Raw genomic sequence first — 14,906 nt, forward strand, 5'->3', positions numbered from 1 at the left:
CCCGGTGGGACCGGGGGCGGGGGCCGCGCCCCTCCCCCGGCCCCGCCGTCAGGGGCCCTCCGGGCCCGGTTCGCCGGGACCGATCCTCAGCTCGAAGTCCCCGTCGTACTTCTTGTGGCCGGCGATCACGGCGAGTTCGACGGCCTCCTCCCCCAGCTCGCCCCGGACGATGAGCGGGTCCCGGCGCAGGTCCCGCATGAGCGCCACGCACATGCCGATCATGACGAGCACGAACGGCGCCGCCACCAGGATGGTGAGGTTCTGCAGCCCCGCGAGGGCGTCGCCCTGACCGTGCCCGACGAGGAGCATGATCGCGGCGACGGCGCCGGTGACCACGCCCCAGAAGACCACCACGGGCCGGGTGGGTTCGAAGGTGCCGCGCTGTGAGAGCGTCCCCATGACGATGGAGGCGGCGTCCGCGCCGGACACGAAGAAGATCCCGACGAGGACCATCACGAGGAGGCTCATGGCACCGGCGACCGGGAACTCCCGGAGGACGCCGAAGAGCTGCCCCTCGGGGGTGGTCCTCCCGGCCAGTTCGCCCCGCTCGGCGAGCCTCATCGCCGCCCCGCCGAAGACGGCGAACCAGACCAGGCTGACGGCGCTGGGGACGAGGATGACGCCGCCGACGAACTGCCGGATGGTCCTGCCCCGGCTGATGCGCGCGATGAACATGCCGACGAAGGGCGTCCAGGAGATCCACCACGCCCAGTAGAAGACGGTCCAGCTCCCCAGCCAGTCGTGGATGTTCCCGCCGCTGGTCGCCTCGGTGCGGCCGGCCAGCTGCGGCAGGTCGCCGACGTAGGCGGCGATGGAGGTGGGCAGCAGGTCGAGCATGAGGACGGTGGGGCCCGCCACGAAGACGAAGAGGGCGAGGACGGCCGCGAGCACCATGTTGGTGTTGGAGAGCCACTGGATGCCCTTCTCGACGCCGGAGACGGCGGAGAGGACGAAGCACACGGTCAGGACGGCGATGATCGAGACGAGCAGCCCGGTGCCGGTCTCTTCCATCCAGTCCAGTTCCTCGAAGCCGCTGCCGATCTGGAGCGCGCCGAGGCCGAGGGAGGCGGCGGAGCCGAAGAGGGTGGCGAAGATGGCCAGGATGTCGATGAACCGGCCGGGGCCCCCGTACGCCCGCCGTTCGCCCATCAGCGGGACGAAGACGGCGCTGATGGTCTGGCGGCGTCCGCGCCGGAAGGTCGAGTAGGCGATGGCGAGGCCGACGACGGCGTAGATCGCCCACGGGTGGAGCGTCCAGTGGAAGAGCGTGGTGGCCATGGCGGTCTGCATCCGCTCGGCCGGGTCGGCGGGGCGGGTGCCGGGCGGCGGGGCGGCGTAGTGGGCGAGCGGTTCGCTCACGCCGTAGAACATCAGGCCGATGCCCATGCCGGCGCTGAACATCATGGCGATCCACGACACGGTCCGGAACTCGGGGCCCTCCTCCTCGCGGCCGAGGGTGATCCGGCCGTAACGGCTGACGGCGAGCCACAGCGCGAAGACGACGAAGCCGGAGGCGGCGAGCATGAACGCCCAGCCACCGTCGCGGATCAGGCCTTCGAGGAGGCTGCCGGAGGCGTCCTCCAGGCTCTTGGTGGCGGTGGCGCCCCAGACGACGAAGGCGACGGTGAGGACGGCGGCGACCCCGAACACGATCCGGTCGGTACGGGCCCGGTCGGGCGGCGCCGGGCGGCCGACGAGGGGCGGCAGCACCGGCAGTCCCCGGCTTCTCGCCCGCCGGGCGCCCTTCCGCCGGTTCTCCGGCCTCTCTTGTTCCTTCGACACGGGTCTCACCTTTCGTGGCACGGTGTGACGGGCGTCACGCCGTCTCCCTAGGCAGTACCACGGGTGCCGTTCCCGGTGGTGGACCAACAGGCCGTCCCGGCGGACCCGGACTCCCGTCCTCCCGTCCTCCCGCCGCGTCCCGTCTCCCTGTCTCCCCGTGTCGTTCTCAGTCCGCCGTGTCCTCGAACACCGGCGGTGCGGCGAAGAGTTCGTTCACCCAGTGGGCGCTCGCCTCGGCGCAGCCGGTGACGGGGGCGCCGGGGAAGAGCCGGGACCACGACACGGCCCGGCCGAGGGCCGCGAGGCGGACGGCGAGCGTCGCGGCGCGGCGCAGCTCCGGCAGGGACGGGCCCAGGCCGGTCCAGGCTTCCAGATAGGCGTCGCGCAGGCGCTCCGCGTGCCCGGGGCCGTAGCGCTCGCGGACGGCCCGGGCCGGCACCAGGAGGCTGCCGAAGGGGTGGCCGACGGCGGCGTCCCCCCAGTCGAAGAAGGTGAACCGGCCGGGGGCGGGGGTGAGCACCTGCCCGTCGTGGAGGTCGCTGTGGTCGAGGGAGTCCGGGATGCCGTACGCGTCGAGCTCCGCGCACCAGTCGAGCAGGCGGGGGCGCCGGGCGACGAGGGCGCGGCGGGCGGAGGGGGCCAGGGCGGGGTTGTCCGCGACGAGGCCGTCGAAGAGGCGCGGGAGTTCGGCGGTGCGGGCACCGGGCACGCCCAGGGCGCTCATGCGGTCCGCGTGCGGGGTCAGCGCCCGCTGCATCCGCGCGTACTGGGCGAGCGCCCGGGTCCAGGAGTCCGGGCCGGCGTCGCCCGCGTCCAGGACGTGCCGGAAGAGGGGGCCTCCGTCGGGGAGGAGGGACCAGCCCCGTTCGGCGTCGACCGCCAGCGGGGTGACGACGTGGTCGGGGACCCACTGCGCGAGGGCGTCGCCGAGGGCCGCCTCGAAGGCGTTGTCCGGTGCCCCGGCCTTGAACCAGACCGCGTCGCGCTCCCCCGTCCCGGTCCGGAAGCGGACGAGGATCGACCAGGGCCGGACCCTGACCTCGCGGGGGCCGGTCTCGCGCAGGCCGTGGCGGCCGAGCGCCCGTTCCGCCCACGCGAGGGCGTCCGCGCGCCAGTCCTCTTCCTCCCAGGGGGTGACCGCGTCCGCGAACTGTCCCCGGTCGACGGTCATGGATGTCTCGTGTCGCATGCTCCGATCCCACCACCGGAGGCGGGAGGGACGCACCCGAATATGCGCGGGCGCGCCCCCGGTGCCGGCGGGACTACAGGTAGGGGCGGGTGATCAGCTCCCCGGCGCGGCTCGCGGGGTCCTTGAAGCAGACACCGCGGCCGCCGTGTCCGGTGTTCGTCTCGCCGGGCCGCCGCATCCGCGGGTCGGCCCGGTGCTCGACGCCCCGCTCGCGGAGGCGGCCGTACGCCCGGTCGAACAGTTCGTCGTCGACCAGGAAGGCGCAGTGCTGCACCTGGATCTCCACCGGGGCCCGGCGAACTGGATCAGTACGCCGTCGGGGCGGTGTGTCCTCCCCGGTCCCGTGCCCGTCGGCGCCCCGGCACCGGCCCCTGCCGGCCGGCGGTCCCTCCCTCCCGGCCGGCGGAGCGGTGCGGTCAGCCGTTGGGCAGGATGACCGCCCGCCCGTCGACGCGTCCCCCGTGCAGCCTCTCGTACGCCTCGGGCGCCTCGTCCAGGCCGTACCGCTCCACGTGGACGTCGACGGCCCCGGCGCGGGCCAGGTCGAGCACTTCGATCAGCTCGGCCCGGCTGCCCCAGTACGGGGAGGCCACGGAGACCTCGTACGCCGGGGAGCCGAAGCCGACGGGGAGGGACCCTCCGCCGAGGCCGACGATCGTGACGTCGCCCTCGATCGCGGCCATCGCCCCCGCCGCGGTCGCCGTCGGCCCGGCGCCCACGAAGTCGAGGACGACCTCCGCGCCGCGGCCGCCGGTCAGTTCGCGGACCCTGGTGGCCGCCGACGCGTCGGAGAGCACCGTCTCGTGCGCGCCGACCGAGCGGGCGAGGGACAGCTTCTCCTCGGTGACGTCCAGGGCCACGACCCGGGCCGCGGTCATGGCGCGCAGCAGCTGGATGGCGATGTGACCGAGCCCGCCCGTGCCGATGACGACGGCGGTGCTGCCGGGGACCAGCTTCGGGAGCGACCGCTTGAGGGCGTGGTACGGGGTGAGGCCGGCGTCCGTGAGCGGCGCGGCCCGCACGGGGTCGAGGTCGCCCAGCGGGACGAGGTGGCGGGGGCTGTCCACGACCATGTACTCGGCGATGGCGCCGGGGGCGCCCAGGCCGGGCGGCATGATGCCCAGTCCGGCGGCCCGCAGACAGTAGTTCTCCTTGCCCTGCGCGCACGTGTGGCAGGTGCCGCAGCCCCAGGGGCCGTAGACGGCGACGGAGTCGCCGACGGCGAACCCCTCGGCACCGGCGCCCAGCGCCTCGACGGTCCCGACGCCCTCGTGCCCGAGGGTCAGGGGCAGCGGGAAGGGCAGTTGGCCGGCGGACCAGCTCATGACGGCGATGTCGGAGTGGCAGACGCCGGCGGCGGTGACCTTCAGGAGCACCTGCCCGGGGCCGGGCTCCGGGTCGGGGACGGTGACGACCTCGGGCGGGGCGCCGACCGCGCGGTACTGGAGTGCCTTCATGACGTTGCCTTCGTCCTTCGTTCGTTCCGGTGGTCCGGCGGGGAGGGGGTGTCGATGCGGCCGGGGCCGACGGCCTCGATGCCTACCCCCTGGGATGCCGGGTCGAGCGCCGCCGTCCCGGTGAGAGCGACAGCGCCGTGCCCTGCCGCGACGCGGGCGGCCGGGTGGGCGGCCGGGGGCCTGGAGGGCGGCCCGGCGGAGCCCCTCCACGGGCGACGGTCCGGCGGGCCCGTCACGGAAACCACCGGACGGCCCCGTCGAAACACGACGGACGGCGGTGACGAGTTGTCGCCACGATGTGACTCTCCGTGGTTACGCGTGGTCCGGCGGGGCACATCACCCCTGGGCCGACGGGTGCCCGAGCGAAGGGAGTGAGCCATGCTGTCCGACTTCTTCGACCGGTTGCTGCGACGCGGTGGCGGGTCCGGGCCCGGCACGGGGCCGCCCGCGGAACCGGGGGCGGGGGTGCCCGGCCAGGCACGGCCCCCCAGGAACCTCGTCCTGGACGCGGACTTCTCGTCCACCGAGCAGTGGGTCGCCGGCCGCTCGTGGGCGTATCCCGGCGGAGGACCGACCAACCCGGGCGACAACAAGCTCGACCACCTCACGGACGATCCCGCGTACAGCCGCAGCGGGCTCTTCCGCGCGACCCGCAGGTCCGACGGGTACTGGGACTCCGGACTGCTCACGACCGAGGGGAGCCCCGAGGGGTTCCTCCTGCGGGCGGGCGACGTCCTGGAGGCGCGGGTGCGGCTGCCGGAGGAGACCGGCGCCTGGCCGGCGATCTGGACGTGGCTCGACGGCGGCCAGGAGGTCGACGTCTTCGAGTACCACCCCGACAACCCGGACCTGCTGGAGCTGTCGAACCGGGTGCGGGGGCGCCACCACTACTTCCGGGACCCGGCCGTCCGGCCGGGGGCGTGGGTCGACCTCCGGGTCGAGTTCGGGGCCCGGTCCGTGGTGTGGTGGGTGAACGGCGCCCGGGTCTTCGACGACCGCCGCGGGGTGGGGCGTTCCTGGCGGGCCCACCTCATCGTGAACCTCTCGGTCTGCGCGGGCCGTTATCACCCGGCGCCCGACCCCGGCGCGTCGGAGATGTCGTACGAGGTGACGGAGTTGCGCGTGTACCGCGGCTGACACGCCGCCGGACCGCGCGGCGGGCGGTGACCGGTGAGCGGCGGGGCCCTTCCCCCGGAACGGCGGACGGCCTTCCTGGGGACGGCGGACGGGGCGTCGGGGCGCGTCGCCGAGGGTAGGCGCGCGTCGGGGGGACGGGAGTTGCGTAGGCTCGAACGGAGCGTTCCGCGCACCCGTACCGCGCCGCCCGTACGACGAGGAGGACTCCATGACCACCGCCGAAGAAGGACGGCAGCGACTCGACGCGGTCAGCGTCCTCAACGCGAGGAGAACGCTCCTCCAGCTCCTCGCCCGGGCGGGCGTGTGGTCCGGCGACGCGGAGGAGCTGATCGGGTTCGTCGAGGCGGGGGCCCTGGCCCTGGCGTGCGAGGAGGTCGCCGGAGCCGGGAGGGACGTTCCCGGCGGGAGGGACGGGTCCTATGCCGCCGGGTGGCGCGACGGGATCCGGGCCGTGACCGGCGAGCTCGGCGACATCGCCGAACGGGCCCTCCGGCACGCCGTCGCCGCCGGTCCCGCCGCCGACTCCCCCGACGACCGTTCCCCCGTGGGGCGGACGGAGGTGGAACGGACCAAGGTGGCGGTCACTCCGCTCTACCTCTCCTTCACCGATGTCTCCGACCTCGACCCGGAGGTCTCCGAGCAGGTGCTCACCGCCGTCCTCGGCACGATGAGCCCCCGTCAGCGGTCCCGTTACGCCGGCCGGTTGACGGAGTTCGCCACCGTCCACCGGGAGCGCCTGGAACGGCTGTACGCCGAGTACGGTCCGGGCAGCGCCATCGCGATCCACGGCCGGTACACCCTCGTCCACTCCCCCACCAGCCTCGCCGTCCTGGAACGGCTCGCGGTGGCGCCCACCGCCCTCCACGAGGAGTGGGACGCCGCCGAACTGCCGCCCGCGTGGCTGGACGGACTGACGAGGGCCTGGGACGCGCAGGCCCGGCCCGCCCCGGCCGACGGGCGCAGGTGAACGTTTCCTCTGAACCGCCGCTAGTCGGCGAAGGCGTCCGGGCGGGTGCCGGGGAACGACTCCTCCGCGCCGCCGGCCCGCGCCGTCGCACCCCGGCGGGCGTCGGTCCAGATGGCTTCGAGACCGAGGGGCCGGTGCGCGTCGGCCACCCGCCAGGCCGGCGCGGAGGCCGCCCCTTCCCGCACGCGCGCGTGACGCGGGGGCGCCGCCAGGACGGCGCGCTCGATGCCCCCGAGGCGCCGCTCGAAGTCGGCCTGCAAACGGTTCATGGTGTTGAGGAAGTCCTCGAGAGGAACAGTTCCTTCGTACATGCTTTCCTCCTGTTGTCCACGGCCCTTCCCGCCGTGCCCGCGGGGCACGCCGGGGAGAGCCGCCACGGGGTGGGACTCGATCGAGACGGAAGCGACATCACGGACAGAAACCCGAAGGCATCACATTCGAATAAAAAGGGGACTGCCGATGTCACATCCCCTCAACGACGCCTTCCCTCGAAGGGGAACGCGGCATTCGGGTGACTCGCAGCGGAAACAGGACCGGTGCCCCACGGGGTCGGGGACACTCCGCGCCACCGCCGGCGCGGTCCGGCCCCTCCCCGCCCGCCCGGCCCCGGCGCGGTGCGCCGGTCAGCCGGACGGTTCCGCGCGGAAGGCGATCATGGCGGTGTCGTCGCGGTGGTCGGAGAGGTCCTGCAGGAGGCGGAGCAGATCGGGCAGACCGGCGTCACGGTGGAGCGCCGCCGCCTCCAGGAGGCGCGCCTGTCCCTCGTCGAGCGAGGTGCCCGGGGTCTCGATGAGGCCGTCGGTGTAGTGCAGGAGGGTGTCGCCGGGGACCAGGGTGTGCGTGTGGGTCGTCCGGGGGACCTCCGGGACCACGCAGAGCGGCGGGTCCTCCCCGCCGCCGACGAGGAAACGGGGCTCGCCGTCGGCGGGCACGAGCAGGGGCGGCGGGTGCCCGGCGTTGGACCAGGTCATCCGCCAGGTGCCGTCCGGCCGCCGGCGCAGATGGGTGTGGACGGCGGTGGTGAAGGAGCCGACGTCGAGGCCTTCGGCGGCGTCGTCGAGCATGGAGAGCACGGCCGCCGGCGTGCAGTCGGGTCCCTTGTTCCAGGCGAGACCGCGCAGCATGCTGCGCAGCTGGCCCATGACGGTGGCGGCGGTGAGGTCGTGGCCCGCGACGTCGCCGATGTCGAGGACGAGCGTGCCGTCGGGAAGCGTGATGGCGTCGTACCAGTCGCCACCGATCTCGTTGGCCGAACTGGCCGGCTGATAGCGGGCGACCAGGCTCGCCCCGGGCACGGAGGGCGGCCGGGTGAGCTGGGCGCGCTGGAGGCGCAACGCGGCGCGGCGGGCCTGCTGGAGGTCGAGGACCCTGCGGACGGGCCGCTGGGCGTAATGGAGGACCTCGCGCAGCAGTTCGGTGTCGGCGGGCCCGGGAACGGGGGTGTCCCCGCTGGTGGCGGTGGTGGCGTAGCCGAGGACGATGTCGTCGACGGCCAGGGGCACGAGCGTCATGCTCGTGGCGCCGACCGCCGTGAGCCACCGTTCGGTGACCTCCGGCACCAGACCGGCCGGCACGCGGCCGGCCGGGGACAACCGGAACGTCTTCGGACGGCGGCTCTCCAGCACCTCCCGCACGGTCGGGGTGAGCGTGACGGCCTGCCCCATCGGGGCGGGCGGGGGCGGGAGGCCCGGGCGGGTGGCGGAGGCGATCCGCCGGGCCGTGACGGTGGCGTTCTCCGGCAGCGGCCACTCCTCGTGGGAGAGCAGCAGGATCACGCAGGCGTCGGCGAGTTCGGGCACGACCGACTCCACCACCACGGCGAACGCCGCGTCCAGGCTTCCGCCCGAGGCCTGTGCCACCCGGGCGAGGAGGTGTTCGCGCAGCTCGACACCCCAGGTGTCCTCCACGTCGACGATCGCGGCGACCCATTCCTCGGCACGGCCGTCCCGCACGATGGGGACGCAGCGCACGGCCATGTGGCGGTAGGAGCCGTCGGCCGTCCGGAGCCGGAAGGTGTTCTGGTAGATCTCGGGAGGCCGCCGGACGACCGCCGCGCGCCAGCCGCGGATGAGCGCTTCCCGGTCCCGGGGGTGGAGGTAGGAGTACATGTCCTCGCCCTCCCGCTCGGGCAGAGGACTTCCGGTCAGCTTCTCCCAGCCCGGGACGATCTCCTCGACGGGGCCGTCCGCGTGCACCACCCACACCATCTGCGAGACGGCCGTCACCACGGCCTCGAAGCGCTGGAGCGCCCGGGTCTCCGCGGTGGTCTCCAGCGTCACGACCAGGACTCCGTCCCCGGCCGGGGTGGTGACGGGGGTGCAGGAGGAGACGAAGTGCCGGACGCCTTCCGTCCCGCCGGGGACGGGCAGGACGGAGTCGGTGAGCTGGCGGGGGCGCCCGGTGGTGAAGACGTCGTCCAGGACGGACAGGAAGCGCTCGGAGGCCGGCTCCGGGTAGGCCTCCCGGGCGGGCCTGTTCAGGGGGCGGGCGCCGAGCATCCTCTCGTACGCCGCGTTGATGTAGACCAGCACGTGGTCGCGGCCCGAGAACAGCGCGACCGCCGCCACGGTGGCGTCGAACAGCTTCGGGTCCAGGGCCCTGGCCGGGCTCATCGCGCGCCCCTTCCCGCGCGGACCGGCGGAAGACCCGGCCTTCCGTCGGTCCGCCGGCGTTCCGCTGCGATCACCCCGTACGCCTTTCGTCTCTCCGGCACCTTCTCCGCATCCTCCAGGGGAACGCGCGGCGGGGACGCGCGCCACCCGGGCGGCTCCCCCGTTCGCGTGGACCCGGCGTCCCCGCGCCCCCAGATGCCCGGACCCCGGCGACCAGCCACGAAACAGATAGGTTAGGCTCACCTAACAATCGTTCGCGACGGCCGTCGTCCCCGTGTGACCACGCCCAGGGGCCCGGACGCGGCGTCAGCACACCTCTGCCCGGAGACAAGGAACCACCATGCCTTCTCTGTTCACCCCCCTCCGCCGCCGCGTTCTCGTGGCGGGCGCCGCCGCGGTCTCGCTCGGCCTCATGGCGACCGGGTGCGGTGCGGACACCGGGAAGGACGACGCCGCGGGCCCGGCCTCCGGCGCTTCCGCGGGCGCGTTCCCCGTCACCCTCAAGAGCGCCCTCGGCGAGGCCGTCATCAAGGACAGGCCCCGGCGCGTCGTCACCCTCGGCCAGGGCTCCGCGGAGACCGCCATCGCCCTCGGCATCGTCCCGGTCGGCATCGAGGAGTACCCCTGGGGCAGCGACAAGACCGGCTACCTCCCCTGGGTCCACGAGGCCGTGACGAAGTCCGGCGCGAAGCTCCCCAAGCAGTTCAAGGGCGGCGAGGAGCTCGACATCGAGGCCATCACCGAGCTCGAGCCCGACGTCATCCTGGCCCCCTGGTCCGGCATCACGCAGAAGCAGTACGACATCCTCAAGGACATCGCGCCGACCGTCGCCTACCCCGAGAAGGCGTGGAGCACGAACTGGGACCAGCAGATCGAGATCGTCTCGAAGGCGCTCGGCCTGCCGGAGAAGGCCAAGGAGCTGGAGGCGAAGATCGACAAGCAGCTCGCCGACGCGGCCGCCTCCCGCCCCGGCTACAAGAACGTCACGTTCTCGTACATCTACAACACCGGCCCCGGCACCCTCGGCGTCTTCAAGCCCGAGGAGCAGCGCGTCGCGATGGTCTCCAAGCTGGGCCTCAAGGTCGACCCGGTGGTGAACACCTTCAAGGAGACCGAGGGCACCGACTCCGCCCTGATCGGCCTGGAGAACGCCAACAAGCTCGCGAACAGCGACATCGCCTTCACCTTCTACATGGACGAGAAGTCCCGCAAGACGGTCGAGGCCCAGCCGCTGTACGCGGCCATCCCCGCCGTGAAGAAGGGCGCGCTGGTCTACAGCCATGACACCCCGTTCGTCACCGCCTCCTCGATGATCAACCCGCTGACGGTGCCGTACAGCATCGAGCGCTACCTGCCGATGATCGACAAGGCCGTCGCCAAGGCCGGGAAGTAACAGCGGATTCCGGCGTGACCACACTCTCCCGGACCGGACAGGACCCCGCCGCGGCACGGCGGGGTCCCGCCCGGTACCTCACAGCCGCCGTCCTGTGCCTGGTCCTGCTCGCCCTGGCCCTGCTCGCCAGCGTGATGTTCGGCAGCAGGCCGACGTCCGCGGCCGACGTCCTGCGGGTCGTCACCGGCGACGCCGACGACTACACCCGTACCGTCGTCGAGAGCCGCTTCCCGCGCACCGCGCTCGGTGTGCTCGCGGGCCTCTGCCTCGGGCTGGCCGGCACCCTGATGCAGGGCATCACCCGCAATCCGCTCGCCGAGCCGGGGCTCCTCGGCATCAACGCGGGCGCGTCCGCGAGCATCGTCGCCGCCACCGCGTTCCTCGGCGCGTCCGGGCAGCGGGAGACCATCTGGTGGGCGCTCGCCGGCGCCCTGGCGACCGGCGTCCTCGTCCACCTCGTCGGCACGGCCGGCGGAGGGAGCAGTCCGGTGCGGCTCGTGCTCGCCGGCGCGGTGCTCTCCGCGGTCCTCGCCGCGTTCATCCAGGCCGTCGCGCTGTCCCGGCCGAAGGTCTTCGACACGTACCGCTACTGGGTGGTGGGCGCGCTCGGCGGGCGCGGTTTCGACGCCCTCTGGGCGGTGCTGCCGTTCGCCGCGGCCGGGCTCCTCCTCGCCGTCCTCCTCGCTCCCGGCCTCAACGCCATGGCGCTGGGCGACGACAAGGCCGCCTCGCTCGGCATCAGCCCCGCCCGGGTCAAGGGCGCCGGCCTGCTCGCCGCGACGCTGCTCAGCGCGGCCGCCACGGCGGCGGTGGGGCCCATCGCCTTCGTCGGGCTCGCCGTCCCGCACCTGGTCCGGGCCCTGGTGGGCGCCGACTTCCGGATGCAGATCCTCTTCACCGCGCTCGCGGGGCCCACGCTGCTGCTCTTCGCCGACGTCGCCGGCCGGGTCCTGCTGCGCCCGCAGGAGCTGATGGTCGGCGTCGTGACCGCGTTCACGGGCGCGCCCGCCCTGCTCTTCGCCGTCCGTCGCATGAGGGGAGCGGCATGAAGACCGCCGAACGGGCCGGAAGCCCGGCCGTGACGCCGTCGCGCCCGGCGGGGCGCGTCCTCGTGCGGATCGGCCCCCGGATCGCGATGCCCGTGCGCCGTTCCTCGCTGATCGCCGCCGCGGTGTCGGTGCTGCTGCTCCTGGGGGCGGCCGTGGCGACGCTCTCGATGGGCAGGCTGGGCATCGACCCGGCCGATCTGCCGTCGGCGCTCACGGGCGGGGCCACGGGCAAGAACGCCTTCGTCCTGAACCGGCTGCGCGGCCCCCGGCTCGTGGTGGCCGTCGCCACCGGCGCGGCCTTCGGCCTGTCCGGGGCGCTGTTCCAGTCGGTCACCCGCAATCCGCTGGGCAGCCCCGACGTGATCGGGCTCGGCGCCGGTTCCGGCGCGGGGGCCGCTGCCGCCGCGCTCTTCCTCCCCGGCACCGTGCCGGTGCCCGCCGGCGCCCTGCTGGGCGCGGTCGCCGCCATGGGGCTCGTGTACGTCTCCACCGGGACCGGGTTCCGCCACCCGGGACGTCTGGTCGTGGCCGGCATCGGCGTGGCCGCGATGTCGACGGCCCTGACCCAGTACGTGGTCTACGCCGTCGAGCGCGACAAGGCGAGCGCCCTGACCGCGTACATCAACGGCAGCCTCTCCGCCCGCTCCTGGGAGGACGCGACGGTCATCTGGGCCGTCCTGCTCGTCTGCCTGCCGCTCGCGGCGCTCCTGGCGCGGCCGCTGAGCGTCGGCGAGATGGGCGACGACCTCTCCACCGGTCTGGGCGCCCGCCCCGCCAGGACGGCGACGGCGGCGGTCGCCCTGTCGATCGTCCTGTCCGCCGGCGCGGTCGGCGTGGCCGGGCCGATCGCCTTCGTCTCCCTGACGGCGCCGCAGATCGCCAAGCGGGTCACCCGCGGCGGCGGGCCGCAGCTGGTCATGTCGACCCTGCTCGGCGCCCTGCTCCTGGTGCTCGCGGACCTCGCGGCCCAGCAGTCGCCGTTCTTCGACGACCTCCCGGTCGGCCTCTACACGATGGCCGTCGGAGGGGCGTACCTGGGCTACCTGCTGCTGCGGGAGTGGAAGCGGCCCGTCTGAGACGGACGCGCGCGACGCCGGAGGGGGCCGCCGGGCGGTCCCCTCTAACGCCGTCCGGGGGGCGTCCCCGGTCCGAGGGGCTCCCCGACCCGCAGGTTCCAGCGCCCGCCCCGGCCGCTGAGGTGCACGGCCGTCAGGGGGCGGACGTCCAGGCGCGGGGCCGTTCCGTCCGGCACCCCGAGGGCGTGGACCAGCGCCGCGCGGACGACGTCGGGTTCGACGACGGCCGTGACGCGTCCCGTGCCCTCCCGGAGGGCGTCGAGCCAGGCGCCGACCCGGACGCGCAGGTCCCGCAGGGACTCCCCGCCGTGCGGCGCCGCCGCCGGGTCGGACAGCCAGGAGGCGAGCGCGTCCCCCTCGGTGGCGGCGACGTCCGCCAGGGTCCGTCCCCGCCACCGTCCCACGGCGCAGCCGGCGAGGGCGTCCACCGGTTCCGCCCGCAGGCCGAGGGCACGCGCGGTGGCGAGGCAGCGCGCGGAGGGCGAGGCGTACGCGCGCGGGGAGGGGCCGACGGCGGTCGCGGCGGCCTCGGCGCGGGCGAGTCCCGCCGCGTCGAGGGGGCCGTCGTCGTCGAACCGGACCTCGCGCAGCGCCTCGTTCGCGGCGGGCGGGACCAGGGTCAGCCGGACTGTCATCGGGTTCCTTCCCGGTGGGGGCGGCGCGGAGCGGGCGGGCGTCCCGTTCCGCGCGGGGCGCGGAAGTGATCCGGGCCTCACGCCCTTAACAATGTTCATGCCACGCGGTACCGTCGGGCGACATCTGAACAACGTGACGACGGCGATACGGAAGCCCGGTGGGAACCCGGCACGGTCGCGCCACTGTATGCCGAGGCGTCCCCGGGACGTCACGGCGAGTCAGACCCGTGGACCGTCGTCCTGCACCACCGACCGGGACGCGAGTTCCCTCAGGAGGTTCCACCATGGCCGAAGCCGCCGTCTCCGCCGCCGTCTCCCCCCCTTCCGCCGCCGTACCGGCCCCGCTGCCCGTGCGGGCGGTGCTGCCCTGGGCCTTCTTCGCCGGCCTCCTCGCGCTGATCGCGCTGTACTTCGTGGGCGCGGAGCAGGGGGCCACCTCCCTCTTCGCGGGCTCCGACGTGCACGAGTGGGTGCACGACGGGCGTCACCTGCTCGGCTTCCCGTGCCACTGAGGGGCGACGCGCGCGTGCACGCCTCGACGGTGAGGACCCTGCTCGTCCGCGGCATGCTCGCGGGGCTCGTGGCCGCCCTGTTCGCCTTCGCCGCCGCCTATGTGGGCGGTGAGCCCTCCGTGAACGGCTCCATCGCCGTGGAGGAGGCGCAGGCCGCGCGGGAGGCGGCGCACGCCGGGCACACCGGACACGGTGACCACGGCGGCGCGGGAGCCGCCGCGGCGGAAGAGGAGGAGGGGATCGGCCGTTCCGCGCAGTCCACCTTCGGCCTGGCCACCGGCGTCCTGGTGTACGGGGTCGCGCTGGGCGGCATCGCCGCGCTCGCGTTCTCCTTCGCGCTCGGCCGCGTCGGCCGGTTCGGTCCCCGGGCGACCGCGGCCCTGACGGCGGCCGCGGCCTTCACCACCGTCTACCTCGTGCCGTTCCTCAAGTACCCGGCGACCCCGCCGGCCGTCGGCAACCCCGACACCATCGGGAAGCGCACCGCCCTGTTCTTCCTGATGATCCTGCTCAGCGTGCTCCTCGGCACCGCCGCGGTGATCGCCGGGCGTCGCCTCGCGCCACGGCTGGGCAACTGGAACGCGAGCCTGGCGGCCGGGCTCGGCTTCGCCGCCGTGACGGGCATCGCCTTCGTGGTCCTGCCGGCGAACGACGACGCGGTCGCCGCGACCTTCCCGGCCGAGCTGCTGTGGGAGTTCCGGATGGCGTCGCTCGGCGTCCAGGCCGTGCTGTGGACGGCGTTCGCGATCGTCTTCGGCGTCCTCGCCGAGAAGGCGCTCGCCGTTCGCGCCGACGGCGCGGAGGTCCCGTCCCGGGCCGGTACCACGATCACCGGCTGAACCACCGAGGCCGGCGGTCCCCCTCCCCGGCGGGGAGGGGGACCGCCGGCTTCACCGGTTCCGGGACCGTCCGGCCGGGTCCGGGGCCGGCCGACGACGGCCGGCCGGGTCCGGTTCGCGGCACAGCCGGTGGTGGCCCGTCGCGCTCCCTCCGGCCGGCCCGCGGGCCCGGCCCCCGTCCGCCGTACCGTCCGCCGCGCCGTTCTCCGCACCTTTCTCCGCGACCGTGCGGGCGGAGCGCACGCCGGCCCGCGGACC

At 74.4% G+C, this 14,906-nt stretch carries 13 protein-coding genes and 1 pseudogene; 7 read left to right on the top strand and 7 right to left on the bottom strand.

What is annotated here, in order from left to right:
• Positions 1-48: 48 nt before the first annotated feature.
• From ACZ3IL_RS12500 to ACZ3IL_RS12515, 4 genes and pseudogenes are all read right to left on the bottom strand, one after another.
• Entirely contained in the window at positions 49-1,710 is a 1,662-nt protein-coding gene (locus ACZ3IL_RS12500; protein WP_467390452.1) for a BCCT family transporter, read from the bottom strand.
• A gap of 238 nt (positions 1,711-1,948) precedes the next feature.
• Positions 1,949-2,971, bottom strand: a complete 1,023-nt coding sequence (locus ACZ3IL_RS12505; protein WP_467389415.1) for a phosphotransferase family protein — start codon at positions 2,969-2,971, stop codon at positions 1,949-1,951.
• 73 nt (positions 2,972-3,044) lie between these two features.
• Positions 3,045-3,289 (bottom strand): annotated as a pseudogene (locus ACZ3IL_RS12510) (VOC family protein); the annotation flags it as partial.
• A gap of 98 nt (positions 3,290-3,387) precedes the next feature.
• Positions 3,388-4,428, bottom strand: a complete 1,041-nt coding sequence (locus ACZ3IL_RS12515; RefSeq protein ID WP_467389417.1) for an NAD(P)-dependent alcohol dehydrogenase — start codon at positions 4,426-4,428, stop codon at positions 3,388-3,390.
• Between the two features lie 378 nt (positions 4,429-4,806).
• Here ACZ3IL_RS12515 and ACZ3IL_RS12520 point away from each other — a divergent pair, with 378 nt between their 5' ends.
• Complete coding sequence (locus ACZ3IL_RS12520; RefSeq protein WP_467389419.1) at positions 4,807-5,565, top strand: beta-glucanase; 759 nt, start codon at positions 4,807-4,809, stop codon at positions 5,563-5,565.
• A gap of 208 nt (positions 5,566-5,773) precedes the next feature.
• Positions 5,774-6,532, top strand: a complete 759-nt coding sequence (locus ACZ3IL_RS12525) for a hypothetical protein (RefSeq protein WP_467389421.1) — start codon at positions 5,774-5,776, stop codon at positions 6,530-6,532.
• A gap of 20 nt (positions 6,533-6,552) precedes the next feature.
• Here the strand turns inward: ACZ3IL_RS12525 and ACZ3IL_RS12530 are convergent, their stop codons facing one another.
• Positions 6,553-6,843 (bottom strand): hypothetical protein, encoded by a 291-nt coding sequence (locus tag ACZ3IL_RS12530; protein WP_467389423.1) that lies wholly within the window; start codon positions 6,841-6,843, stop codon positions 6,553-6,555.
• A gap of 312 nt (positions 6,844-7,155) precedes the next feature.
• Positions 7,156-9,144 carry a SpoIIE family protein phosphatase gene (locus ACZ3IL_RS12535; protein ID WP_467389424.1) on the bottom strand — a complete coding sequence of 663 codons (1,989 nt, stop codon included), beginning with the start codon at positions 9,142-9,144 and terminating at the stop codon, positions 7,156-7,158.
• A gap of 340 nt (positions 9,145-9,484) precedes the next feature.
• Between ACZ3IL_RS12535 and ACZ3IL_RS12540 the strand changes: the two genes are divergently transcribed.
• The 3 genes from ACZ3IL_RS12540 to ACZ3IL_RS12550 are packed head-to-tail and all read left to right on the top strand — an operon-like array spanning position 9,485 to position 12,662.
• Positions 9,485-10,537, top strand: a complete 1,053-nt coding sequence (locus ACZ3IL_RS12540) for an iron-siderophore ABC transporter substrate-binding protein (protein WP_467389426.1) — start codon at positions 9,485-9,487, stop codon at positions 10,535-10,537.
• A 14-nt stretch (positions 10,538-10,551) separates the two neighbouring features.
• Complete coding sequence (locus tag ACZ3IL_RS12545) at positions 10,552-11,586, top strand: FecCD family ABC transporter permease (RefSeq protein ID WP_467389427.1); 1,035 nt, start codon at positions 10,552-10,554, stop codon at positions 11,584-11,586.
• Entirely contained in the window at positions 11,583-12,662 is a 1,080-nt protein-coding gene (locus ACZ3IL_RS12550) for a FecCD family ABC transporter permease (protein WP_467389428.1), read from the top strand. The genes ACZ3IL_RS12545 and ACZ3IL_RS12550 overlap by 4 nt, the downstream gene beginning before the upstream one ends.
• Before the next feature lie 44 nt (positions 12,663-12,706).
• Here the strand turns inward: ACZ3IL_RS12550 and ACZ3IL_RS12555 are convergent, their stop codons facing one another.
• Positions 12,707-13,297 (bottom strand): histidine phosphatase family protein, encoded by a 591-nt coding sequence (locus tag ACZ3IL_RS12555; protein ID WP_467389430.1) that lies wholly within the window; start codon positions 13,295-13,297, stop codon positions 12,707-12,709.
• Between the two features lie 284 nt (positions 13,298-13,581).
• Here ACZ3IL_RS12555 and ACZ3IL_RS12560 point away from each other — a divergent pair, with 284 nt between their 5' ends.
• Positions 13,582-13,809: a CbtB domain-containing protein gene (locus ACZ3IL_RS12560; RefSeq protein ID WP_467389432.1), complete on the top strand. Its 228-nt coding sequence runs from the start codon at positions 13,582-13,584 to the stop codon at positions 13,807-13,809.
• A gap of 14 nt (positions 13,810-13,823) precedes the next feature.
• Positions 13,824-14,648: a CbtA family protein gene (locus ACZ3IL_RS12565; RefSeq protein WP_467389434.1), complete on the top strand. Its 825-nt coding sequence runs from the start codon at positions 13,824-13,826 to the stop codon at positions 14,646-14,648.
• Positions 14,649-14,906: the final 258 nt, after the last annotated feature.

Source organism: Streptomyces sp. NPDC014907, assembly GCF_055562975.1.

Bases quoted from the DNA above. Each gene is read 5' to 3' on its own strand.
- ACZ3IL_RS12505 (WP_467389415.1), bottom strand. From the start codon at position 2,971: ATGCGACACGAGACATCCATGACCGTCGACCGGGGACAGTTCGCGGAC.
- ACZ3IL_RS12515 (WP_467389417.1), bottom strand. From the start codon at position 4,428: ATGAAGGCACTCCAGTACCGCGCGGTCGGCGCCCCGCCCGAGGTCGTC.
- ACZ3IL_RS12520 (WP_467389419.1), top strand. From the start codon at position 4,807: ATGCTGTCCGACTTCTTCGACCGGTTGCTGCGACGCGGTGGCGGGTCC.
- ACZ3IL_RS12525 (WP_467389421.1), top strand. From the start codon at position 5,774: ATGACCACCGCCGAAGAAGGACGGCAGCGACTCGACGCGGTCAGCGTC.
- ACZ3IL_RS12530 (WP_467389423.1), bottom strand. From the start codon at position 6,843: ATGTACGAAGGAACTGTTCCTCTCGAGGACTTCCTCAACACCATGAAC.
- ACZ3IL_RS12535 (WP_467389424.1), bottom strand. From the start codon at position 9,144: ATGAGCCCGGCCAGGGCCCTGGACCCGAAGCTGTTCGACGCCACCGTG.
- ACZ3IL_RS12540 (WP_467389426.1), top strand. From the start codon at position 9,485: ATGCCTTCTCTGTTCACCCCCCTCCGCCGCCGCGTTCTCGTGGCGGGC.
- ACZ3IL_RS12550 (WP_467389428.1), top strand. From the start codon at position 11,583: ATGAAGACCGCCGAACGGGCCGGAAGCCCGGCCGTGACGCCGTCGCGC.
- ACZ3IL_RS12555 (WP_467389430.1), bottom strand. From the start codon at position 13,297: ATGACAGTCCGGCTGACCCTGGTCCCGCCCGCCGCGAACGAGGCGCTG.
- ACZ3IL_RS12560 (WP_467389432.1), top strand. From the start codon at position 13,582: ATGGCCGAAGCCGCCGTCTCCGCCGCCGTCTCCCCCCCTTCCGCCGCC.